This is a genomic window from Pseudomonas sp. 2957, assembly GCF_031456345.1.
GTDB lineage: Bacteria > Pseudomonadota > Gammaproteobacteria > Pseudomonadales > Pseudomonadaceae > Aquipseudomonas > Aquipseudomonas siliginis.
This window is the reverse complement of the sequence record NZ_JAVDUL010000006.1, coordinates 1-19,963: the sequence shown is the minus strand read 5'-3', so window position 1 is coordinate 19,963 and position 19,963 is coordinate 1. Positions and strand designations below refer to the sequence as shown.

At 59.3% G+C, this 19,963-nt stretch carries 23 protein-coding genes; 16 read left to right on the top strand and 7 right to left on the bottom strand.

Features of this window, described 5'->3' with window-relative positions:
- The first annotated feature begins 128 nt into the window (after positions 1–128).
- The 3 genes from J2Y39_RS21200 to J2Y39_RS21190 all read left to right on the top strand — a co-directional run bounded on the left by J2Y39_RS21200 (position 129) and on the right by J2Y39_RS21190 (position 3,093).
- Complete coding sequence (locus J2Y39_RS21200; RefSeq protein WP_310219527.1) at positions 129–1,667, top strand: class I SAM-dependent methyltransferase; 1,539 nt, start codon at positions 129–131, stop codon at positions 1,665–1,667.
- Between the two features lie 280 nt (positions 1,668–1,947).
- On the top strand, positions 1,948–2,829 hold the full coding sequence (locus J2Y39_RS21195; RefSeq protein ID WP_071171961.1) for a manganese catalase family protein: 882 nt from the start codon (positions 1,948–1,950) through the stop codon (positions 2,827–2,829).
- A 51-nt stretch (positions 2,830–2,880) separates the two neighbouring features.
- Positions 2,881–3,093: a hypothetical protein gene (locus J2Y39_RS21190; protein WP_095179668.1), complete on the top strand. Its 213-nt coding sequence runs from the start codon at positions 2,881–2,883 to the stop codon at positions 3,091–3,093.
- Between the two features lie 73 nt (positions 3,094–3,166).
- On the opposite strand, the gene J2Y39_RS21185 is transcribed toward J2Y39_RS21190, so the two are convergent.
- Positions 3,167–3,598, bottom strand: coding sequence for a DNA methylase (locus tag J2Y39_RS21185; protein ID WP_310219524.1), 432 nt, complete (start codon positions 3,596–3,598; stop codon positions 3,167–3,169).
- Positions 3,599–3,758: 160 nt separating this feature from the next.
- On the opposite strand from J2Y39_RS21185, the gene J2Y39_RS21180 reads away from it, so the two are divergent.
- Entirely contained in the window at positions 3,759–5,330 is a 1,572-nt protein-coding gene (locus J2Y39_RS21180) for a sensor domain-containing diguanylate cyclase (RefSeq protein WP_310219522.1), read from the top strand.
- Between the two features lie 9 nt (positions 5,331–5,339).
- Here the strand turns inward: J2Y39_RS21180 and J2Y39_RS21175 are convergent, their stop codons facing one another.
- Positions 5,340–6,434: a GNAT family N-acetyltransferase/peptidase C39 family protein gene (locus J2Y39_RS21175; RefSeq protein WP_310219520.1), complete on the bottom strand. Its 1,095-nt coding sequence runs from the start codon at positions 6,432–6,434 to the stop codon at positions 5,340–5,342.
- Between the two features lie 94 nt (positions 6,435–6,528).
- On the opposite strand from J2Y39_RS21175, the gene J2Y39_RS21170 reads away from it, so the two are divergent.
- A complete protein-coding gene (locus J2Y39_RS21170) occupies positions 6,529–8,109 on the top strand; it encodes a RimK family protein (RefSeq protein WP_310219519.1) in 1,581 nt (526 codons plus the stop codon).
- Positions 8,110–8,112: 3 nt separating this feature from the next.
- On the top strand, positions 8,113–9,024 hold the full coding sequence (locus J2Y39_RS21165) for a magnesium transporter CorA family protein (RefSeq protein WP_150742655.1): 912 nt from the start codon (positions 8,113–8,115) through the stop codon (positions 9,022–9,024).
- A 42-nt stretch (positions 9,025–9,066) separates the two neighbouring features.
- Here J2Y39_RS21165 and J2Y39_RS21160 read toward each other — a convergent pair whose 3' ends face one another.
- Positions 9,067–9,333 (bottom strand): hypothetical protein, encoded by a 267-nt coding sequence (locus J2Y39_RS21160; RefSeq protein WP_041480507.1) that lies wholly within the window; start codon positions 9,331–9,333, stop codon positions 9,067–9,069.
- 133 nt (positions 9,334–9,466) lie between these two features.
- On the opposite strand from J2Y39_RS21160, the gene tspO reads away from it, so the two are divergent.
- Together tspO and J2Y39_RS21150 are read left to right on the top strand one after the other, a co-directional pair.
- Positions 9,467–9,910 carry a tryptophan-rich sensory protein TspO gene (tspO, locus tag J2Y39_RS21155; protein WP_041480509.1) on the top strand — a complete coding sequence of 148 codons (444 nt, stop codon included), beginning with the start codon at positions 9,467–9,469 and terminating at the stop codon, positions 9,908–9,910.
- Positions 9,907–10,890 carry an alpha/beta hydrolase gene (locus tag J2Y39_RS21150; protein ID WP_310219516.1) on the top strand — a complete coding sequence of 328 codons (984 nt, stop codon included), beginning with the start codon at positions 9,907–9,909 and terminating at the stop codon, positions 10,888–10,890. The genes tspO and J2Y39_RS21150 overlap by 4 nt, the downstream gene beginning before the upstream one ends.
- On the opposite strand, the gene J2Y39_RS21145 is transcribed toward J2Y39_RS21150, so the two are convergent.
- Positions 10,848–11,423, bottom strand: coding sequence for a TetR/AcrR family transcriptional regulator (locus tag J2Y39_RS21145; RefSeq protein WP_056784946.1), 576 nt, complete (start codon positions 11,421–11,423; stop codon positions 10,848–10,850). The genes J2Y39_RS21150 and J2Y39_RS21145 overlap by 43 nt on opposite strands.
- A 141-nt stretch (positions 11,424–11,564) precedes the next feature.
- Between J2Y39_RS21145 and J2Y39_RS21140 the strand changes: the two genes are divergently transcribed.
- Positions 11,565–12,260 (top strand): glutathione S-transferase, encoded by a 696-nt coding sequence (locus J2Y39_RS21140; RefSeq protein WP_252887741.1) that lies wholly within the window; start codon positions 11,565–11,567, stop codon positions 12,258–12,260.
- 48 nt (positions 12,261–12,308) lie between these two features.
- Here J2Y39_RS21140 and J2Y39_RS21135 read toward each other — a convergent pair whose 3' ends face one another.
- Positions 12,309–13,319 carry an NAD(P)-dependent alcohol dehydrogenase gene (locus J2Y39_RS21135; protein WP_310219514.1) on the bottom strand — a complete coding sequence of 337 codons (1,011 nt, stop codon included), beginning with the start codon at positions 13,317–13,319 and terminating at the stop codon, positions 12,309–12,311.
- Positions 13,320–13,476: 157 nt separating this feature from the next.
- Here J2Y39_RS21135 and J2Y39_RS21130 point away from each other — a divergent pair, with 157 nt between their 5' ends.
- Positions 13,477–14,391: a LysR family transcriptional regulator gene (locus tag J2Y39_RS21130; protein WP_056784938.1), complete on the top strand. Its 915-nt coding sequence runs from the start codon at positions 13,477–13,479 to the stop codon at positions 14,389–14,391.
- A 37-nt stretch (positions 14,392–14,428) separates the two neighbouring features.
- On the opposite strand, the gene J2Y39_RS21125 is transcribed toward J2Y39_RS21130, so the two are convergent.
- Together J2Y39_RS21125 and J2Y39_RS21120 are read right to left on the bottom strand one after the other, a co-directional pair.
- A complete protein-coding gene (locus tag J2Y39_RS21125) occupies positions 14,429–14,821 on the bottom strand; it encodes a carboxymuconolactone decarboxylase family protein (protein ID WP_370593534.1) in 393 nt (130 codons plus the stop codon).
- A 70-nt stretch (positions 14,822–14,891) separates the two neighbouring features.
- Entirely contained in the window at positions 14,892–15,278 is a 387-nt protein-coding gene (locus tag J2Y39_RS21120; RefSeq protein WP_056784936.1) for a MerR family transcriptional regulator, read from the bottom strand.
- 281 nt (positions 15,279–15,559) lie between these two features.
- Here J2Y39_RS21120 and J2Y39_RS21115 point away from each other — a divergent pair, with 281 nt between their 5' ends.
- The 6 genes from J2Y39_RS21115 to J2Y39_RS21090 all read left to right on the top strand — a co-directional run bounded on the left by J2Y39_RS21115 (position 15,560) and on the right by J2Y39_RS21090 (position 19,831).
- Complete coding sequence (locus J2Y39_RS21115) at positions 15,560–15,916, top strand: metalloregulator ArsR/SmtB family transcription factor (protein ID WP_256808739.1); 357 nt, start codon at positions 15,560–15,562, stop codon at positions 15,914–15,916.
- Between the two features lie 64 nt (positions 15,917–15,980).
- Positions 15,981–16,451 carry an arsenate reductase ArsC gene (locus tag J2Y39_RS21110; RefSeq protein ID WP_256808740.1) on the top strand — a complete coding sequence of 157 codons (471 nt, stop codon included), beginning with the start codon at positions 15,981–15,983 and terminating at the stop codon, positions 16,449–16,451.
- 47 nt (positions 16,452–16,498) lie between these two features.
- Entirely contained in the window at positions 16,499–17,212 is a 714-nt protein-coding gene (gene arsH / locus J2Y39_RS21105; protein ID WP_150635624.1) for an arsenical resistance protein ArsH, read from the top strand.
- A 68-nt stretch (positions 17,213–17,280) separates the two neighbouring features.
- Positions 17,281–18,354 (top strand): ArsO family NAD(P)H-dependent flavin-containing monooxygenase, encoded by a 1,074-nt coding sequence (locus J2Y39_RS21100; protein ID WP_310219509.1) that lies wholly within the window; start codon positions 17,281–17,283, stop codon positions 18,352–18,354.
- Between the two features lie 211 nt (positions 18,355–18,565).
- A complete protein-coding gene (locus J2Y39_RS21095; protein ID WP_056784925.1) occupies positions 18,566–18,817 on the top strand; it encodes a hypothetical protein in 252 nt (83 codons plus the stop codon).
- Between the two features lie 189 nt (positions 18,818–19,006).
- On the top strand, positions 19,007–19,831 hold the full coding sequence (locus J2Y39_RS21090) for an oxidoreductase (protein WP_150635626.1): 825 nt from the start codon (positions 19,007–19,009) through the stop codon (positions 19,829–19,831).
- The last annotated feature ends 132 nt before the right edge of the window (positions 19,832–19,963 follow it).

Here is a 19,963-nt window from a genome sequence, read left to right as displayed (position 1 = left end):
AAAAAAAGCTTTCGCGAGCAGGCTCGCTCCCACAGGGTTTGGGGAAGTATCCGTTTTTTCAATTTGTCGCGCGCAGCGACAACCCCTTATAAGACTGCCATCACTTTCAAGAACAAGAGGCTGTACCCATGAGCAACGCCTGGAACGAAGGTTATTTCACCGACGAAGGCTACACCTACAGCTATAGCCGGGAGATCAATCCGGTGTTCCTGCGTTACTGCCTGTTGTTGCGCGGGTTCGCCACGCTGGAAAGCAACGAAGGCGTGCACTGCGAACTGGGCTTCGGTCAGGGCGTGTCGATCAACATCCACGCCACCGCCAACCCGGGTTCGTTTGTCGGTACGGACTTTCACCCGGGTATGGCGGCCCATGCCATCGAACTCGCGACTGCCGCCAACAACGGCGCCCGCCTGTATGACGACAGCTTCGAACAGCTGCTGGCGCGCAATGATCTGCCGCAGTTCGACAGCATCAGCCTGCATGGCATCTGGACCTGGGTCAGCCGCGACAATCAAAAACTGATCGTCGAATTCGCCCGCCGTCACCTGAAGCCGGGCGGCATGCTTTACGTCAGTTACAACTGCTTCCCCGGCTGGTCGCCGTCGGCGCCGCTGCGCAATCTGTTCAGCCTGCATGACCGCTTTGCCAATGCCTCGTCGCGCTCCGACCAGCGCATCGACGCCGCACTGCAATTTTCCGACGCACTGCTCGCGGCCAACCCGAAATACGCCGCGGCGGCGCCGAGTCTCGGCGCGCGGCTGCAGAGCATCAAGGGTCAGGATCGTCACTACGTCGCCCACGAGTATTTCAACCGTGACTGGAATTGCATGTACTTCGCCGACATGGTCGACGCGCTGGCCCCGGCCAAACTCGACTACGCCACCACGGCAGTGCCGCTGGACTCGGTCGCCCCGCTCAACCTGAGCGCTGAAGGCATGGACTTTCTGGAAACCATCGAACATCCGATCATGCGCGAGCAAGCGCGGGACTACTTCGTCAACCAGCACTTCCGCCGCGACCTGTACGTACGTGGCGCGACCCGCCTGTCCGCTGCCGAACGCCGGGCGAGAATGCTGCACAGCCGTTTCGCGTTGCTGCAACCCTGGGAAACTGTCGCGGGTTCGGTCACCGGTCCTGCCGGCGAAGCGACCCTGCAAGCGGAAATCTACGGCCCGGTGCTCGATGCCTTGGCGGCGCAAAACTATGCGGCCAAATCCATGCGCCAATTGCTGTCCGAGACTGCGCTGGCTTACGACGACCTCGAACAAGCCCTGGCCGTGCTGATCGGTATGGGCGCGGTCGCTCCGTGCCAGAGCGAGGCCGCCGAGTCGCAGGTCAGCGGTCGCTGCGCCGCGCTCAATCTGCAACTGTGCAAACGCTCGCTGTACGGCGCCAACGTCCAGACACTGGCCAGCCCGGTCACTGGCGGTGGTGTGACGGTCAGCCGCTTCCAGCAGCTGTTCCTGATCTCGATCAAGCAAGGCAAACAGCAGCCAGCCGAGTGGGCGCAACTGGCGTGGAGTGTGATCAGCGAACAAGGTGAAGTGCTGGTAGACAACGGCCAGCCGCTGCTCACTGCCGAAGCCAATATCGCCGCGCTGACCGCACAGGCGCAGGTCTTCGCCGAGCAGACGCTGGTGGTGCTGAGGGCGTTGAAGATCGCTTGATTGCCAACGAACCATTGTGGGAGCGAGCCTGCTCGCGAAAGCGCTGGATCAGCCGCCAAATCGGTGACTGACGTACCGCATTCGCGAGCAGGCTCGCTCCCACATTGGTCGTGGAACAGGGTCAAGCCAACCGTCCTGTTTCCGGAACTTTCCGCCCTCTGCCGTCCGTCCAGCCGGCCTGCAATAAACGAAATTTCCGCTCCACCCACTCCTCACAACTATGCATGCGCTAACGCCCACCAGGGCAAAAGCGCGATAGCCTGGTCTGAGGAAAATTTGAATGTTCATACATAACAAGCGACTTCAGTACACCGTTCGAGTGGCCGAGCCCAACCCTGGTCTGGCCAATCTGCTGCTGGAACAATTCGGGGGCGCCAATGGCGAACTGGCCGCAGCAGCGCGCTATTTCACCCAAGCCTTGGCCGAGGAAGATCCGGGGCGCAAAGACCTTCTGCTGGACATTGCCACCGAAGAATTGAGCCATCTGGAGGTGGTCGGCTCGATCATCGTCATGCTCAACAGAGGTGCCAAGGGTCAACTCGCCGAGGGCGTTCAAGAGGAAGGCGAGCTGTACCGTGCGCTGAATGGCGCCGGTAATGACTCGCACATCACCAGCCTGCTGTACGGCGCAGGCGCGCCGCTGGTCAATTCGGCCGGGGTGCCGTGGACGGCGGCTTACGTTGACTCGATCACTGAGCCTACCGCCGACTTCCGCTCCAACATTGCCGCCGAAGCACGGGCAAAAATCCTCTACGAACGTTTGATCAACATCACCGATGATCCGGGCGTCAAAGAGGCGCTTGGCTTCCTGATGACACGAGAAATCGCCCATCAACAATCCTTCGAAAAAGCCCTGCATTCGATCCAGCCGAACTTTCCGCAGGGCAAGCTGCCGGGGATGCCGGAGTTCACCAACAAGTACTTCAATATGTCTGGCGAGCCCAACGTGCGCGGTCCGTGGAACGAGGGCGGCGCGTGGGAGTACGTGGAAAACCCAGAGCCGGCAGTCGACGGCGGCGATGGTCTGGCGACCGTCACCCTTCCGGCTGAAGACGAACAGGTGCTGGAAGCGATGAAGACCCGTACAGCCTCTGACCCACTCAGCGAGCCGGTGACCGGTGCTGATCTGGGCTCCGGTTATGTACAAGGCAAAGATGTCTGAACCCGTCCGGCGGCCCCGGACCGGGGTCGCCACTTGCTCAAGGAAAACCACATGAAAAGCAGCAAAGTCCTGGCACTGACTTCTGAACATTTTCAACGTTTGATGGAGCACGCATACGCCGGTTTTGAGCTGGACTGCAAACAGGCCTGTCGAGGATTGAAAGTCAGCATGGCGGTGAATGTATTCGGCTTGGGCACCCTGCTCCCGAATAATTTTGCCGATCAAGCCACAGTCCAGCAATCGGAGGTGGCAGCCATCCATTGACCGGGAACTGGCGGGAAGACTTGCTGCTCTGTGAGCCGAGTGTTGCCACCGTCTTCAATGCAGAAGCGGGCGTTCAGAAAAGTACCGCCGCCGCTTCCCTCATGAAGATCTCGACGGTCTTCGGCCCTATCCCTTCAAACTCGGACAGGCGCTTCTCCAGCGCCTTACGGTCCGCGCTTGCGGCCACGATGTTACTGACCTTACCGGCGTACTCGGCATTGAGCTTGTTGGCCAGCGCGAGTAGTCGCGACGCCGTGCTTTCGTCGTAGCGCACGTAACGCGCCTGCCCCAGCATCGACACCAGTTGACGGTGCGTACACTGCGCGAGCTTTTGCGGGGTGTCTTGGTGATGCTGCTCTACTATGACTTGATACGCCTTGGCGGCAATGGCGCCCTGAATCCTTTTGCCCATCAGAAAACTCGCCAGCAACCATTTGAACAGGCCGGTTTCGCTGGCATTGCGCAGGTCGATGTTCAAGTCATCGGCCGTGATGATATCGCTCACAAGTCTCACCTCAAGGCGCGCTTCAATTACAGATGTTGACCCGGCACGGCTTTGAACGATCCAATCGCGACCGCCTGGCCAAGGCAGTAAATTGAATTCCAGGTGGAAAAGGATGGTCATCTTTCAAGAGATGAGAGATGACAAGCATAAGGACCCTCAGATGCTCGGTCGTAAGATGCCCAAAACCAAGGGGCATGACGCCGCAGAAACCGCTCCCATCAAAGCTGCCAGCGAGATAGCCGCTTTCCGCCTGACAGTCATCTTCATGCTGACGGTCATTCTGGCGTTTCTCGGCGTGGAGGGATGGCGAACCTGGCGTGACTATCATGCAGCCTTCTCGTCGGCGCGTGATTCGGTCACCAACCTCGCGCGGGCAACCGCGCAACATGCCGAAGACGCCATCCGCCAGGTCGATGTGTTGACCGCCGCCCTGGGCGAGCGCGTCGAAGGCGACGGTCTGCAGAACATCAACGTACCGCGCATCCACAACTTGCTGGTGCAGCAGGCCAAATTGATGCCGCAGTTGCATGGACTGTTTATCTACGGCCCGGACGGCAAATGGATCGTCACCGACAAGGAAATGATTCCGGACCCGGCGAACAATGCCGATCGCGACTACTTTCAATATCACCGCGCCAACACCGATCGAAACGTGCGTATCGGTGATGTCGTCAAAAGCAAATCCACAGACGACCTGATCATTCCGATTTCCCGCCGCTTGAATAACCCGGACGGCTCCTTCGCCGGCGTGCTGCTTGGCACCATCAAAGTCAGTTACTTCGTCGACTATTACGGCGATTTCAAGATCGACGACAAGGGTGCACTGGTGCTGGCGTTGCGCAATGGAACCATTCTCGTGCGTCGTCCTTTCATCGCTTCGATAATCGGTCAGAGCCTCGCCGACAGTGAGGTGTTCAAGAACTACCTGCCCTTTTCCAATCAAGGGATCGCCGAGGTCCGAGCGGTCGTCGACGGCACCCAGCGTCTGTACGGTTACAGAGCTTTGAGCACCTATCCGCTGGTGGTCGAAACCGGCCTGTCCCGCGAATCGATCATTGCGCCGTGGCGCTGGGACCTCATCAAAACCGGCTTTGTGTTGATGTCGGTGATCACCGCGTTCACGGTCTTCGGACTGATCGTCTTGAGGCAACTGCGCCAACGGATGGTGATGGAAAAGGATTTGCGCAAGGCACACCAGGCCATGAAGGACATGGCCTTGACCGACAGCCTGACCGGGCTGGCCAACCGTCGGCGACTGGACACTGCCTTGATTGACGAAATTCGTCTGGCCAGACGCCAGGGTTCGTCGATCTCACTGATCATGATCGACGTCGATCACTTCAAACTCTACAACGACAGCTATGGGCACGCGGCAGGTGATGATTGCCTGAGCGCCGTCGGCCAGGCCATTGCGCAGGCGGTAAAACGGCCGGGTGATCTCGCCGTGCGCTATGGCGGCGAGGAGTTTTCCGTGTTGCTGCCCAACACCGATATTCGCGGGGCGGCGCTTGTGGCGCAGGAAATTCTTGAGGCCATTCGATCCTTGCGAATGGAGCACAAAGCCCATCCACTGGGTCACGTCACCGCCAGTGCAGGTATTGCGGTTGGCAAACCGGCCGAACATGAAGTGAGCCCTGCCACTCTTATCGAGTCGGCTGACAAAATGCTTTATGCCGCGAAGCAGAAAGGCAGGGATCGCTACTGTATCGGCGAGGAAGTGCTGGGCGCCTAGCCACCCTCCTCAACGGGAGCGCAGCATCACGGCTGCGCGAACCCGCTGTACGCCAAACACCGTCATGCGCAGGAATTCCTGGTGACTGACCGGCAAGTGCTGGCAGTCCAGGCCGCGCTTGAGTTTGCTGTGGTCGACATCAGGATCATGCAAGTAGACGAAGTCCTCGTCACACCCGGTGATGATGACCCAATGCGGCGCTTTCAAGCGGGTGAATCGGTAGCTGCTGATCAGCACCAGCGGTTTGTATCCGGCCGCCAACGCAGCGCCGATCTGCAGATAATCACCCAGAACCTGCTCGACTTGCGTGGCAGCCAGTTCCTGGGCAAACCCATCCTCGACCAGTTTCATGATCGACTTCTTCTCCGTGCTGCGTACGCCGTGAAGAAAAAGCGAGCCCGGGTGACTTACCTCAAGGCGCACATCGAAACCGCGCCGCCAGGCCGCCAGTGCGAGGCCCTGAGGACTGCAGCCACCGTGCCCCGCCGTCATGAAAATGGTGGTTGCCTCGCGCCACAACTGGATTTCCTCCGCTCGGGTCATGGCACGGTTCGCATCGATGGCGGACATGGCCATCAGCAGGCACGCGGCGCCGCAGGTGAACTCGGTGGTCTGCTGGTAATACGGCACTTGCCGGGCGGGCGCTGGTGTTTCGCGCAGGATGCGTTTCTCGTAGCGCAACGCCTCGCAGTGGTCTTCGTAGTAGTCCTCGACACTGGCAAAGCGTTGATAGCCGTTGGCTTCGTAGAGGCGGATGGCAGCGCTGTTGTCAGCGCGCACCTCCAGACGCAGCCATGCGCAGTTGCGCGCCAATGCGCAGGCCTGGGCCTTTTCCAGCAGACGCTGGCCAAGCTCATGCCCGCGCCAGGCGGGGCTGACCGCAATCGAATACAGGCGTCCAAGTGAGGTGCCACGGTGAAAAAGCACCAGCGCGTAACCGCAAAGTGTTGCGCCCGAGGTGACGACAATCAGCGCGGCATTCGCTCGACTGAGCATCCAGCTGAAGTTGCGCTGATTCAACCGGTCGAGGGTAAAACACATCCGCTCCAATTCGACCAGATCGTCGATATCGTCCATGGATGCAAAGCGAAAATCAAAAGACATGACCGCACCGTAAAGTTTGAGTAACGAACCGGGACAGACCGAAAGGCCCGTGATTTATTGAAGCGGCGTCTTCTTCAACAGGGATTCATTACTCATGTCAGCGGTGCAAGCCAACGTGAACGAAGTATTAGACAAAACCGAGCATTCGACAATCTCCCTCAGCGAGGAACCTCCCAGTATCAAGCCCTCGGGAAGTCGATTGCTCATACTGGTCGAACGCAAGGATGACTGGGCTGATTACCTGCCCAGCGAGAGCCTGATGCTGGCTCAGGATTACCTTGAACACAGCGATGATTTTCCTCATCGCACCCAGGTCATAAACCTCTGCCGCAATTACAAATACCTCGGTCAGGGCTATTACTGCTCATTGCTGGCCGAAGCGCGCGGACACAAGGTTTTCCCCTCGGTACGCACCGTCAGCGAGCTGGCGCGCAAAGCGCTTTACGGGGTGGGGCTGAATGATCTGGAGCGCACCCTGGAGCGGGCGCTGGCGAACCACCCGTACGGCGAAACCGAGGCTTTCACGCTGTCGTTGTACTTCGGCAAGGCCTCGATCGAGCCGCTGCAAGAGATCGGCCGTCAGCTGTTCGAGGCGTTCCCCTGCCCTATCCTGCTGGTGGAATTCCGCCGTGGTGAGAGCTGGCAGATCGCAGGCATCAAGGCCGGTGCACTGCACAAACTTCGCGATGAACAGCAGCATGTTTTCGCTGATGCGCTGGATGCCTTCAATCGCAGAACGTGGCGTCAGCCCGCCTCCAAACGTGTGGCCCGCTACGACCTGGCCATCCTGCATGATCCTGACGAAGCCCTGCCGCCGTCTAACCCCGAGGCATTGCAGCGTTTCATCGCTGCGGGCGAACAGCTGGGTATCGATGTCGAACTGATCGAGAAAAAGGACTACGCACGTCTCGCCGAATTCGACGCGCTGTTCATTCGCGAAACAACACGGGTGGACGATCACACCTATCGGTTCGCGAAAAAGGCTGAAAGCGAAGGCCTTGTGGTGATTGACGATCCGTCGTCCATCCTGCGCTGCACCAACAAGGTTTATCTGGCCGATTTGCTGAAGCGTCGCGGGCTGGGCATGCCGGCAACGGAAATACTCTACAAGGATCGTCCGCAGGAACTCGAAAACGCAGGGCGTCGCCTCGGTTTTCCCTTGGTATTGAAAATCCCCGATGGCTGTTTTTCACGGGGTGTGATCAAGGTCGCCGATGCACAAGCGCTGGCCACGGACGCGCAAGAGTTATTCGAACACTCGGTGTTGCTGCTGGCGCAAGAGTATTGCTACACCGAATACGACTGGCGCGTCGGGGTGCTCAATGGCGAAGCGCTGTATGCCTGCAGGTATTTCATGTCAAAGGGGCATTGGCAGATTTACAACCACAAGGCGCTGCCCGGCGAGATCAACGGAATGTGCGAGGCGGTGCCGGTCGAGCAAGCCCCGCCCGCAGTCGTGCAGCTCGCCGTACAGACGGCGCGGCTGATCGGCGACGGCCTCTACGGCGTCGACCTCAAGCAGGCGGGCGATCGGGTCCTGGTCATCGAAGTGAACGACAATCCCAACCTCGATGCGGGCATCGAAGACGCGGTGCTGGGCGACGAATTGTACCGGCGCGTATTACAGGCTTTTACCCAAAGGCTCGAGCTCAAACACCGTGGCCAAGCGTGGTGAGCAATGATTGAAGGCTATTGCATTGATTGCGGCGCCCTGCACAGGACATCGGAGGACCAGGCGACTGTCTGGCTGTGTGTCGCCCCGGACGCAGCCGAGCAACTGGATTTGCACAGACGCCTGGGCATTGGCGCACAAGCGATAGAGTCGTCGCTGGACCCAGATGAAGTGGCCCGCATCGAGGTCAAGCCAGATCACCTGTTCCTGATCTGGAAGCGTCCGGAAAGCTTCGACGGGCGCGCATTCAACGTTTCGTCGTTCGGAGTGGTGCTGAGCGAAAAACGCCTGGTGGTCATCTGCGCGAGCAACTCGCTGCTTTCGGGGCTGGAACACGATGCGCAAATGACCGGGCCGCTGGACGTGCTGATGGCATTACTCGCTGAAAGCGTTCATCACTACCTTGGGCATTTGCGCGTGGTCAAACAGATCGCCCGGGAGATTCAACAGCAATTCACCCGGGCGATGGACAATCAGCAATTGGCGCAGATGTACAACCTGAGCGAAAGCCTCGTGTACTACGTCAATGCGATTCAAAGTAACGGAGCGGTGCTGACCCTGCTGCGCAACCACGGCCAGCGTCAGGGCTTCAGCGACAGTCAACTGGCTGCGCTGAACGATCTGATCGTGGAAAACGAACAAAGCTTTCAGCAGGCCAGAATTCACGCCAAGGTGTTCGCCAACCTCATCGAATCCCACGGCAATCTTGCCAACAACAGCATGAACCGGGCCCTGCGCAAGCTGACACTGATCAACGTCGTATTCCTTCCCTTGAACCTGATCGCCGGCATCGGTGGCATGTCGGAGTTCAGCATGATGACGTCCGGCGTCCCATGGTGGATGTCCTTTCCCGTGCTGATCGCCTGCATGGGCCTCGTAGGCGCGGGGATGGTGCTGGTATTGCGGCGCATGGCCTGAATCCAGAGCACATTCTGCTAACGCCTGCGCCGCATGCGGGCGTCAATTGGTCCGGCTGACCACCCGGATATGCGTAATCCCTACCCGCTCGGCCTGCTCGAGAATCTGCTCTGGCGTCGAATCCGCCGTGGGCATGACCAGGCTGTTTTCTGCATCGCCCAGATGCAGTTCGAGCAGATGCATCGCCGCGTCGTGCTCGGCCAGTTGCGCTTCCTTGAGTTCGAGCAGATAAGTACGAGGCTCGCCGTTGAAACGGTATTCAATGTGATAGGTGTACATGTTGTCGTCCGCGTCGGTGGGAAAAGGCACTGTTTATCCTGACGCAGCGGTCAGCTTTTAGTTCAACCTGACTGCCAAATTGCATTTGCGAACAAACTTTTTGCGCAGCGAAGCGTCCTCTTCTTAACTCTCCACAACAGCTGATCACAGCTAAGGACTGGCAATGACCTTTTTCATCTTCCTCTTGGCCTGCGCGGCGGCGGCAACCACTGGCGTGATGTTCAAACCTGGTCCGTGGTACGAATCGCTGACCAAACCCTCTTTCACCCCGCCCAACTGGGCCTTTCCGGTAGCGTGGACGATCATCTACCTGCTGCTGGCCTGGGCCGGTTATCGCCTGAGCCTGATTCCCGGCAGCCAAACGGTGCTGGCCTTGTGGGCCGCGCAAATCGCCCTGAACACGCTGTGGACGCCGGTGTTCTTCGGCGCGCATCAGGTGCTGGCGGCGCTGGTGATTCTGGCGGTGCTGTGGGTGGTGGTCGCGGTGATGGTCGTGCTCGCCCTGCAACTGGACGTGGTCACCGGACTGATTCTGTTCCCGTACCTGGCGTGGCTGTGCGTTGCGGCGGCGCTGAACTGCTCGATCCTGATGAAGAATCGCCTGTGAGCGAATTTCCATGGCCGCAAGGCGAGCCTGAGCTGGCACAGGTTCGCGCATTCAACAAAAAGCTCGCCTGGCTGCCACGCTTCAAGATCCGCAATCGCCTCACCCCACGGCTGATTCAGGCGTTGCTGCGGGCGGGTCAGCTCGGCGGCGCTGGCAAGCTGCGCCAGCATCGGCTGAGCGCCGAACGGAAGATCATCGACACGGTGCCCGTGCGCATCATCCGCCCCAAGGGCAAAGCCAGAGGCGTGGTGCTGGATTTCCATGGTGGCGGCTGGGTGATCGGCAATGCGCAGATGAACGACAACTTCAACATCGCCATCGTCAATACTTGCGACGTGGCGGTGCTGTCGGTGGATTATCGGCTGGCCGTGTCGACGCCGATCGAGGGCTTGCTGGAGGACTGCCTAAGCGCCACTCGCGGCATCTTGAACGATGCTGAATTTGCCGGATTGCCCGTAGTCGTCGTCGGTGAATCGGCCGGCGGACATCTGGCGGCGGCCACCCTGCTCGCCCTCAAATCTTCGCCAGAACTGCTGCGACGGATCTGCGGCGCGCTGCTGTATTACGGCGTCTACGACCTGACCGGCACACCCAGCGTGCGCACCGCGCCCGCCGATACCTTGGTGCTCGACGGCCCCGGCATGGTCGAAGCGTTGCGCCTGCTCACGCCGGATATCAGCGACGAACAACGACGCCAGCCACCGCTGTCGCCGCTGTACGGCGATTTCAGCGGACTGCCACCAGCGCTGCTGTTTGTCGGCGACCTCGATCCGCTGCTGGATGACACGCGACTCATCGCTGAGCGCTGGCAGCAAGCGGCGCCGGTGGAGATGTACGTGCTGCCAGAGTGTCCGCATGGCTTCATTCACTTCCCGACCGCCACTGCTGACCATGTGCTGGCTTACAGCCGCAAGTGGATCTCGGCGCGAGTGGCAAGCTACTCAGTGAAATCCGCCGAGATCAGCCCGGCGCTTTCGTAGCTGCCGATCAACTCATCAAACAACGCAATATCCCCTCGGCTGCGTGCAATCAACTGCGCACCGGCCACCGCCGCGTAAATCGCCCGCGCCCGCGCCTCGCAGCTGTCTTCGTCGGCAGCTCCTGCAGCGATCAACACCTGGGTCAGCCACTCGATGTTGACCTCTGCGAACTTCTTCACCTGGTCCTTCACCGGGTCTGGCAGATCCTGGTATTCGGCAGCCATGAAGCTGACCAGGCACAGCCGATTACCGTTCTCCAGCGAAGTGCGGAATATCGACGGGTACAGCTTCAGGGATTGATGCGGCTCGGGATTGGCCTCACGAATACCGTCCAGCGCCTTGGCCGCGTCTTGCCAGTAACGCTCGGCAACTGCCGCGCCGAGGTCGGCCTTGCTGGGAAAGTGATAGTAGATGCTGGCGTTCTTGATACCCACCACTTCACCGATGCTACGGAAGTTGATGCCGTTGTAGCCGTGGGTCTGCGCCGCTGTTTTGGCGGCGTCCAGAATAGCTTCGCGTGCGTTCACGCTCATGTCTGTGTCCTCGCTGACTATCGGTCAATGGGGCGGAGTGTACCCGCGAAAGATTTACCTGCCAATTGGCAGGTAGGGGATTGACAGGAATAAATTCTGGTCGCAGTCTTTGCCTACCAACTGACAGGCAGGGCAACTGAAATGACCGCTAACTCGACTCAAAACGACGCTCACTCCATTTCCGCATTGAAAATCTACGACTGGTACAACGGCCCCTACCCGGCGCGCGTGCGCATCGCCCTGGCGGAAAAATCGCTTTTGGCCCGCACCGAATTCGTCTCGGTAAATCTGTGGAAAGGCGAACACAAGAACCCCGAGTTCTTGCGCTTGAACTACTCCGGAACGCTGCCAGTGCTGGAGCTGGAAGACGGCACGCTGCTCGCCGAATGCACGGCCATCACGCAATACCTGGACGTTCTCGATGGCAACCCTGTCCTCACCGGCCGCACACCGATTGAGCAAGGACGAATACACATGCTGACCAAACGTGCCGAGATCGAATTTCTCGATGCCGTCAGCGTGTATTTCCACCATGCAACCCCGGGACTCGGCCCGAAAGTGGAGCTGTACCAGAACGCTGAATGGGGCATGCGCATGCGGGACAAGGCTGTGCGCGGCATGCGCTATTTCGACAACTTGCTGCGTCAGCAGCCGTTCGTGGCCGGCACCAGTTTTTCCATGGCGGACATCGCCGTGTTGGGCGGGATGATCTTCTCGGCGCTGGTTGAGCTGGAAGTCCCGGAAGACTGCACGGCACTGCGCGAATGGCACGCGCGCATGCAGCAACGTCCGAGTGTGCAGCAATGGCGCGCGATGGTTGAGCGAGGCGAGCCGTAAAAAACCAGACCAGCAAAAAAGGCGCCTTGATCGGCGCCTTTTTCGTTGTCAGCCTACCTTGATCACAACCTTGCCAAACGCCCCTTTCGCCAGATGCTCATAGGCCTCGCGCGCCTGTTCGAATGGATAGACATGGTCGATCACCGGGCGAATGTCGTGCTCGGCGAGGAACACGTTCATCCGGTCGAACGATGAACGCGGTGCCACCGCAATGCCGCGAATGGTGGTCTGGCGGAAGATCAGCGGCATCAGGTTCAGCTCGACGGTCTGCCCTGTCAGAAAGCCAATCTGCGCTATCCGCCCCGAGGCCTTGGTCGCTGCTACCGACTGATTGATGCCATTGCCTCCCGCCACATCGAGCAGCAGGTCCACACCCTTGCCCTCGGTGAGTTTCAGCACCTCGTCCGCCCAGTTCGGCGTGCTGCGGTAGTTGATACCGGCGACCGCGCCCAGACGTTTTACCGCGTGCAGGTTTTCATCGCTGCTTGAGGTAGCGATGACTTTGGCGCCCAGCGCGGTGGCGATCTGCACGGCGAAAATCGATACGCCGCCGGTACCCTGCACCAACACAGTCTGGCCCGGTTGAATAGCGCCGAAATCCACCAGCGCATACCACGCAGTCAGTGCGGCGATCGGCAGTGTCGCCGCCTCTTCATCGCTCATGTTGGCCGGCGCGCCGACGGCGCTGTCCTGATGAATGATCATGTACTCGGCGAGGCCACCGGGCAGCGGCGAACCGAAGCAATAATCCGGCTCGCTCGGCCCCGGCTCGCCATCCAACCAGCGCGAGTACAGATGTGAATTGACGCGGTCGCCAACCTTGAAACGAGTAACACCGGCGCCGATTGCAACTACGGTACCGGCGGCATCGCTCACCGGAATCAGCGGTTTCGGCACCAGGTGCGGCTCGTAGATACCGTCAACGATGGCCTTGTCGCGAAAATTCAGCGAGACCGCGCCGACCTTGACCAGCAGCTCGCCAGCCTTGGGCTGCGGGGTTTGCGTCTCGCCCAGTTGCAGATTGTCGAGCCCGAAATCTTTCAGTAACCACGCTTTCATGATGTGTCTCCAAATGCATTATTGGCCGCAAACCCTCAGCGGGCTTGCCTTGGGGCCATGATTGGCTTTTACATCAGCGCAATAAATGCTTGGAAACAGACATGATTGTTCTATTCTCAGGCAACAAATCCAGATACTGAAGCTCACCGGAAAAGTCATGGAATTACTGCAATCAATGCGCCTGTTCGCCCGACTGGCGGAGCTGGGCAGTTTCACCAAAGCCGCTGAGTCGCTGGACATCGGCCGGCCGCAGGTCACTCGCTATATTCAGGAACTGGAAACATCGCTGGGCGTGCGCCTCTTCCAGCGCACTACGAGGAAAGTCGCACTCACCGCCGAGGGTGAACTTTTCTATCAGCGGGTCCAGGAAATTCTGGCCGAGATCACCGCCGCCACCACAATGTTCGATCGCACCGGAGCCACGCTGTCCGGCCGCCTGCGCATCGACATTCCCACGGCGTTCGCGCAGCTGGAATTCATCAAAAGCCTGCGCGAATTCACCGACACCTACCCCGGCATCGATATGGTGCTGGGCGTCACCGATCGTGCGGTTGATCTGGTCGGCGAAGGCATCGACTGCGCGCTGCGCATCGGCGAGCTGCCCGACTCAACCCTGATCGCCCGCCCTATCGCCTTGGCGACCATGGTCACCTGCGCCGCGCCCGAATACCTGCGCGAGCACGGCACACCGGAAACGCTTGGAGATCTGGCGAACCATCAAGGCGTGAACTTTCTCTCGGGCCAGAACAACCGCACCTTGCCCTGGCAGTTTTCAGTTGAGGGCAAACAGAAATCCTACGTCAGCCGCCAAGGTATTACCGTCACCGAGTCGAACGCCTACGTGCAGTGTGGCGTGTCGGGCTTCGGCATTATTCAGGCACCGGGTATCGCGGTGGCAGAGCATCTGGCTAACGGTGCTCTGGTGGAAATTCTGCAACCGCTGCGCCCGCTGCCTCGGCCAGTGACGCTTTTGTACCCGAGCCGCACGCATTTGCCGGCGCAGGTGCAGGTGTTTATCGAATGGCTGCAGGTGCGGTTTGTGCAGTTGCATGGGGGGTGGGTGGTAGGTTGAATCTGGCTTTATCCCGCAGTTTCTGCAGCGTGCGCACCTAGGATTTAACACTGATCCCGCGAGCAGCAAAGACTTCACGCGCAGCCGTTATACCGTTCAAGGCGCTGGGAAATCCTGCGTATACGGTCATTTGCAAGATCACATCGACCACCGCCTCCGGTGTGCACCCGACGTTCAGGGCGCCGCCGATATGCACTTTCAGTTGTGGCTGTGCATTGCCCAGTGCGGTCAGTGCCGCAACGGTTGCCAGCTCACGAGTGCAGTGATCGAGCCCGGGGCGGGCGAAGACATCGCCGTAGGCAAAACTCAGAATCCAGTCCGCAAGCTCTGGAGCAGTATCCTTCAATGAATCAACCACTGCCTGACCAGGTCCGCCAGTAATCTGCGTCAGAGCGGCTTCTCCGCGCGCTCGACGATCAGTCATGTCCACGGGCGCTGCCACACTGGTCACGCTTGCGCCAATCAATGTGGCGGACAGCAAGCGGTTGAAACCGGGAAGTTTACGGATCATGGTGATGCTCCTTTTGCTCGAGTTGGTGATAGATCTGAATCTTGTTATCCAGAACCTCCAGGGACTGGCTCAACTGGCTGATCTGCGCTTGCACGTCCCGGCGATGCTGCTCGAGAAGCTCGCGGCGTTCTGCCAGGGTCGAGTCGCCTGATCGGCGCAGTTCGGCATACCGCAGCATTTGCTGGATCGGCATTCCGGTCGCCTTCAACCGGAGCAGAAACTCGGCCCACAGCACATCCTTCTCGGCGTACACCCGGTGGCCATTGCCACCGCGCCCAACCGGGTCGAACAGCCCGATGCGCTCGTAATAGCGGATCGTGTGAGCGCTCAAATCAAGGCGCTTGGCCAACTGTGAAATTGTCAGTTCTGGATTCATGTCATCACCGTAAAGGTTTGAGCGTGCTCTAAGTCAATGGCTATTTTCAATCAGTTGGAATCAGACAAATCGCGGGCACTATCCGCGCGGTCCGTCGCTATCAGTCTCGACGGTTCAACCCCTGTTATATTCGCTTTACCGGATATATGACTATGCGTATATTCGGTTATCCGTATCCATTGCTCGGCAATCATCCCGCCGCCTTTCACCCTACGCGTCACGACATCCGCAAGCGCATCAGGCTCTTCGTTTTGGTCAAGACACAAGCTTCTGGAGGATGTATGACAGAACCCATGACCCCCACCACCTTGTTCAAGTGTCTGGCCGATGACACCCGGGCCAAAATTTCCCTGCTTGTCGTGCGCGAAGGCGAGTTGTGTGTATGCGAGCTGACGGCAGCGCTCGACCTGAGTCAGCCGAAGATTTCTCGCCACTTGGCGCTGCTGCGCTCCGCCGGTTTGCTGCTGGATCGTCGCCAGGGTCAATGGGTGTACTACCGACTGAATCCTGATGTGCCCGCGTGGGTGGCAGCAGTTTTGAAGGCAGTGGCAGACGCCAATCAGCCATGGCTGGAAACCGAGGCCAAGCGCCTGTGCTGCATGAGCGACCGACCGGTCAATCAGGCCATGTGCAGCTGATTCATGCCCACCGGATCAACCACCCTGGCACTGCGCCTCAGTTTCTGAATCAAGGAATCGTCTGATGAAAATCTTGTTCATGTGCACCCACAACAGCTGCCGCAGCATTCTGTCCGAGGCGCTTTTCAACCATTTGGCGCCCGAGGGCGTAGACGCTGTCAGCTCAGGCAGCTTTCCCAGTGGCCGGGTGAATCAACGGGCACTGCAAACGCTGGAGGCGGCGGGTATTTCCACAGTGGGTTTGAGCAGCAAGGCTTCGGATGCTTTTGAGGGCTCGCCTCCGGACATCGTGATCACCGTCTGTGATCGGGCTGCGGGAGAAGCATGCCCGATCTTTTTCGGCCCAGCCTTGAAGGCGCATTGGGGGCTGGCCGACCCGTCTGAGGCTAGCGGGTCGGAAGCCGAGATCACCGCAGCGTTTGAAAGCACACTGGCCAAAATCCAGGAACGCGTGAGTGCTTTTCTCGCACTGCCGCTCAAGACCATGAGCCCTGACCAACTGCAAGCTGAACTGAACCGCATCGGTTCGCTTTGAAGATCAACCGAGGCGCCCCCCCTCCAGGTGCCGCCGCAGGAGTTCATATGCAAGACACATTGCCAAACGTACACGCCGACCTGATCGACATTCCTACGCTGGAGCAGCTGTCTCCGCGTAATCCTTCGCCCCACAAACCTCGCATTTTGCTGCTATACGGATCGACGCGAGAGCGCTCGTTCAGTCGTCTGGTCACGCAAGAAGCGGCACGCCTGCTGAATGAGTTTGGCGCCGAAACCAGGATTTTTGATCCTGCGGGTCTGCCGCTGCCTGATGACGCACCCGACACGCATCCCAAAGTCGTGGAACTGCGCGAGCTGATGCAATGGTCCGAGGGTCAGGTGTGGTGCTCTCCTGAGCGTCACGGCTCCATGAGTGCCGTGTTCAAAGCGCAGATCGACTGGGTTCCGCTGGCGCTGGGCGCTGTACGACCTACGCAAGGCAAAACCCTCGCTGTGATGCAGGTCTGCGGCGGCTCGCAGTCATTCAACGTGGTCAATCAGTTGCGGGTACTTGGCCGCTGGATGCGGATGTTCACCATCCCGAACCAGTCTTCCGTGGCCAAAGCCTTCACAGAGTTCGATGAGGCCGGTCGTATGAAGCCTTCCGCCTACTACGATCGCCTGGTGGACGTGATGGAAGAATTGATGAAGTTCACGCTGCTCTTGCGCGATCGTCAGGATTACCTGGTCGACCGTTATTCCGAGCGCAAGGAATCCGCCGAAGAGCTGTCCAGACGAGTCAACCAGCGTTCCATTTGATGCCTGAGTGGGACAACGGTATGGCCGGACCCCGATTTTTCACACGTTGAGGCCTTTGCGCCGGGAGGATGCTGGTGAGTCAGAATTCGACACTTGATGTTGTGGTCATTGGTGGTGGCCAATCCGCGCTGACTGTCGCTTATTTTTTGAAGCGCACAGGCTTGTCTTACGTGCTGCTCGATGCCGAGCCGGGACCGGGAGGCGCCTGGCGGCATGGCTGGGATTCGCTGCGACTCTTCTCGCCGTCGGCATGGAGCTCGATTGCAGGCTGGCCGATGCCGGCCATATCCGAGGGGACGCCCGGGCGAGACGATGTTGTCGAATACCTGACTCAGTACGAGCGCCGGTATGACTTCCCCATCATCCGCTCCACGCGGGTGACCGGTGTCGAGAAAATCGAAGGCGGCTTGCGCGTTATCTCAAAGGACAACCACTGGGACGCCAAAGCGGTTATCAGTGCAACAGGCACCTGGAGCCGCCCGTTCGTACCGGACTATCCCGGCCAGGCGTTGTTTGCAGGCAGGCAGCTTCATTCCGCTCATTACGTCGGGCCGAACGGGTTTGCGGGTAAAACCGTCCTTGTCGTCGGTGGCGGCAACTCCGGCGCCCAGATTTACGCCGAGGTCTCCAAAGTGGCGCAGGCAACCTGGGTCACGCAACAGGCCCCAACGTTCTTACCTGATGAGGTGGATGGACGCGTCCTGTTCGAACGCGCTACTGCTCGACTGAAGGCGCAGCAGGATGGCGTCGAGCCTCAACAGCCCATTGGAGGGCTGGGCGACATCGTCATGGTGCCACCGGTGAAGGAGGCTCGCGAACGCGGTGTACTGAACGCAGTACGGCCGTTCACGCGTTTTACTTCGACAGGGGTTGTGTGGTCATCGGGGATCGAGACAAAGGTGGACGCTGTCATCTGGTGCACGGGCTTTTCTCCAGCGCTCGACCACCTGAACAACCTGGGCGTTGTAGGCCGGGATGGCAAAGTGATTGTTGACGAAAGCCGAAGCGTTGCGATACCCGATCTGTGGCTGGTGGGTTACGGCGACTGGACGGGGCTCGCTTCTGCCACATTGATCGGCGTAACCCGCACCGCCCGGGATGTAGTCAGGCAAGTGCAAAGCTATCTCACTGGCGGAACCTGATTGCTCGCGGCGCCGTGAAGCCATAAGGTCGCTAGCCTGTAAATCATCTTCAGCGAGCAGAATCAAGCAAATTGCCAACAGTATCCGCCTAACGCCGACACCGCCCTGCCCCCTAATCTGAACCCATGCAGAACACACCACTGCAACGGGTTAACCAGATACGGATCTGAACGACCCGGACCTCAATCTCAACTTGACCGGAGTCACCGCCATGAAAACTGTAAGCCAACTGATCGCCGTCGCCACTTTCGCCCTCAGCGCCAGCGCATTCGCCGTACCGAGCAATCAGGAAGATCGTTTCTTCACCCAGGTCAACGAACCACAGCAGACTGTTGCTGCCGATGGCTCGGAACGTACGCCGCAGGGTCAGGCCATCGCTGCCGACGGCTCAGACCGCACCTCAATGGGCCAGGCCCTCGCCGCTGATGGATCAGACCGGACCCTAGGTCGTCGCGCAGCATAAGCGCGTGTCGCTGAAACAAGAAAAGTCCTGCAGGTTTGAAACCTGCAGGACTTTTCCGTTTTTTGAGGCAAGACCTGATCGAAAACCCTATTGATAGGAACAGGCAATACTCCGATCCGATTCGGCATCGTCCGCCAGCGTTATCCGCCCTAGCATGGCCTCTCCAATTGCCTGCTGGAGTACAGATCCATGAAGACCCTTTTCATCACCGGTGTCAGCAGCGGCTTTGGCCAAGCGCTGGCCAAGGAAGCACTTGCCCAGGGCCATAAGATCATCGGCACAGTGCGCAGCGAATCAGCGCTGGCAGCCTTCGAAGCGCTGTCGCCCGAACGCGCTCATGGGGTGGTGCTGGACGTTACCGATTTCGATGCCATCGATGGGGTGGTTGCGGCAGTGGAGGATCGCCACGGCCCGGTGGACGTGCTGGTCAACAACGCAGGTTATGGCCACGAGGGGATTTTTGAAGAGTCGTCGCTGCAGGAAATGCGCCGCCAGTTCGACGTCAACGTGTTCGGCGCGGTGGCGGTGGCCAAGGCGTTCGTCCCGTATTTTCGCCAGCGCCGCGCGGGGCATGTTCTTAATATCACGTCGATGGGGGGCCATATCACCATGCCCGGGATCGCGTATTACTGCGGCAGCAAGTTTGCGCTTGAAGGGATCTCCGACACCTTGAGCAAGGAGCTTGCACCCTTCAATATTTTTGTCACCGCTGTGGCGCCGGGGTCATTTCGCACCGACTGGGCAGGCCGCTCGATGCAACGCACGCCGCGTAGCATCAGTGACTACGACGCAAGCTTCGATCCGGTGCGCAAGGCCCGGGAGGAGAAAAGCGGCCAGCAGCTGGGCGATCCGCTGAAAGCTGCACGGGCCATGCTGACCATCATCGACAGTCCAGATCCGCCGGCTCACCTGCTATTGGGCAGTGATGCGCTGGCGCTGGTGCGTGACAAGTTGCAGCAGACGGCGGAGAGTATTGAGCAATGGGCAGCGCTTAGTCGTTCGACGGATGGCTGAAAGATCAAAAGCACCCTCACCCCAGCCCTCTCCCGGAGGGAGAGGGAGCCGATCGCGGGTGGATTCAACTCCTGAGCCTGCCTCGAAGATTTCCGCAGGGCTTATTACGCTAGAACAGCGCGGTCAGCATTC

Coding starts and splice junctions, on each gene's coding strand:
- J2Y39_RS21200 (WP_310219527.1), top strand. CDS start 129: ATGAGCAACGCCTGGAACGAAGGTTATTTCACCGACGAAGGCTACACC.
- J2Y39_RS21195 (WP_071171961.1), top strand. CDS start 1,948: ATGTTCATACATAACAAGCGACTTCAGTACACCGTTCGAGTGGCCGAG.
- J2Y39_RS21190 (WP_095179668.1), top strand. CDS start 2,881: ATGAAAAGCAGCAAAGTCCTGGCACTGACTTCTGAACATTTTCAACGT.
- J2Y39_RS21180 (WP_310219522.1), top strand. CDS start 3,759: ATGCTCGGTCGTAAGATGCCCAAAACCAAGGGGCATGACGCCGCAGAA.
- J2Y39_RS21175 (WP_310219520.1), bottom strand. CDS start 6,434: ATGTCTTTTGATTTTCGCTTTGCATCCATGGACGATATCGACGATCTG.
- J2Y39_RS21170 (WP_310219519.1), top strand. CDS start 6,529: ATGTCAGCGGTGCAAGCCAACGTGAACGAAGTATTAGACAAAACCGAG.
- J2Y39_RS21165 (WP_150742655.1), top strand. CDS start 8,113: ATGATTGAAGGCTATTGCATTGATTGCGGCGCCCTGCACAGGACATCG.
- tspO (WP_041480509.1), top strand. CDS start 9,467: ATGACCTTTTTCATCTTCCTCTTGGCCTGCGCGGCGGCGGCAACCACT.
- J2Y39_RS21145 (WP_056784946.1), bottom strand. CDS start 11,423: ATGAGCGTGAACGCACGCGAAGCTATTCTGGACGCCGCCAAAACAGCG.
- J2Y39_RS21140 (WP_252887741.1), top strand. CDS start 11,565: ATGACCGCTAACTCGACTCAAAACGACGCTCACTCCATTTCCGCATTG.
- J2Y39_RS21135 (WP_310219514.1), bottom strand. CDS start 13,319: ATGAAAGCGTGGTTACTGAAAGATTTCGGGCTCGACAATCTGCAACTG.
- J2Y39_RS21130 (WP_056784938.1), top strand. CDS start 13,477: ATGGAATTACTGCAATCAATGCGCCTGTTCGCCCGACTGGCGGAGCTG.
- J2Y39_RS21120 (WP_056784936.1), bottom strand. CDS start 15,278: ATGAATCCAGAACTGACAATTTCACAGTTGGCCAAGCGCCTTGATTTG.
- J2Y39_RS21115 (WP_256808739.1), top strand. CDS start 15,560: ATGACAGAACCCATGACCCCCACCACCTTGTTCAAGTGTCTGGCCGAT.
- J2Y39_RS21110 (WP_256808740.1), top strand. CDS start 15,981: ATGAAAATCTTGTTCATGTGCACCCACAACAGCTGCCGCAGCATTCTG.
- arsH (WP_150635624.1), top strand. CDS start 16,499: ATGCAAGACACATTGCCAAACGTACACGCCGACCTGATCGACATTCCT.
- J2Y39_RS21100 (WP_310219509.1), top strand. CDS start 17,281: ATGCTGGTGAGTCAGAATTCGACACTTGATGTTGTGGTCATTGGTGGT.
- J2Y39_RS21095 (WP_056784925.1), top strand. CDS start 18,566: ATGAAAACTGTAAGCCAACTGATCGCCGTCGCCACTTTCGCCCTCAGC.
- J2Y39_RS21090 (WP_150635626.1), top strand. CDS start 19,007: ATGAAGACCCTTTTCATCACCGGTGTCAGCAGCGGCTTTGGCCAAGCG.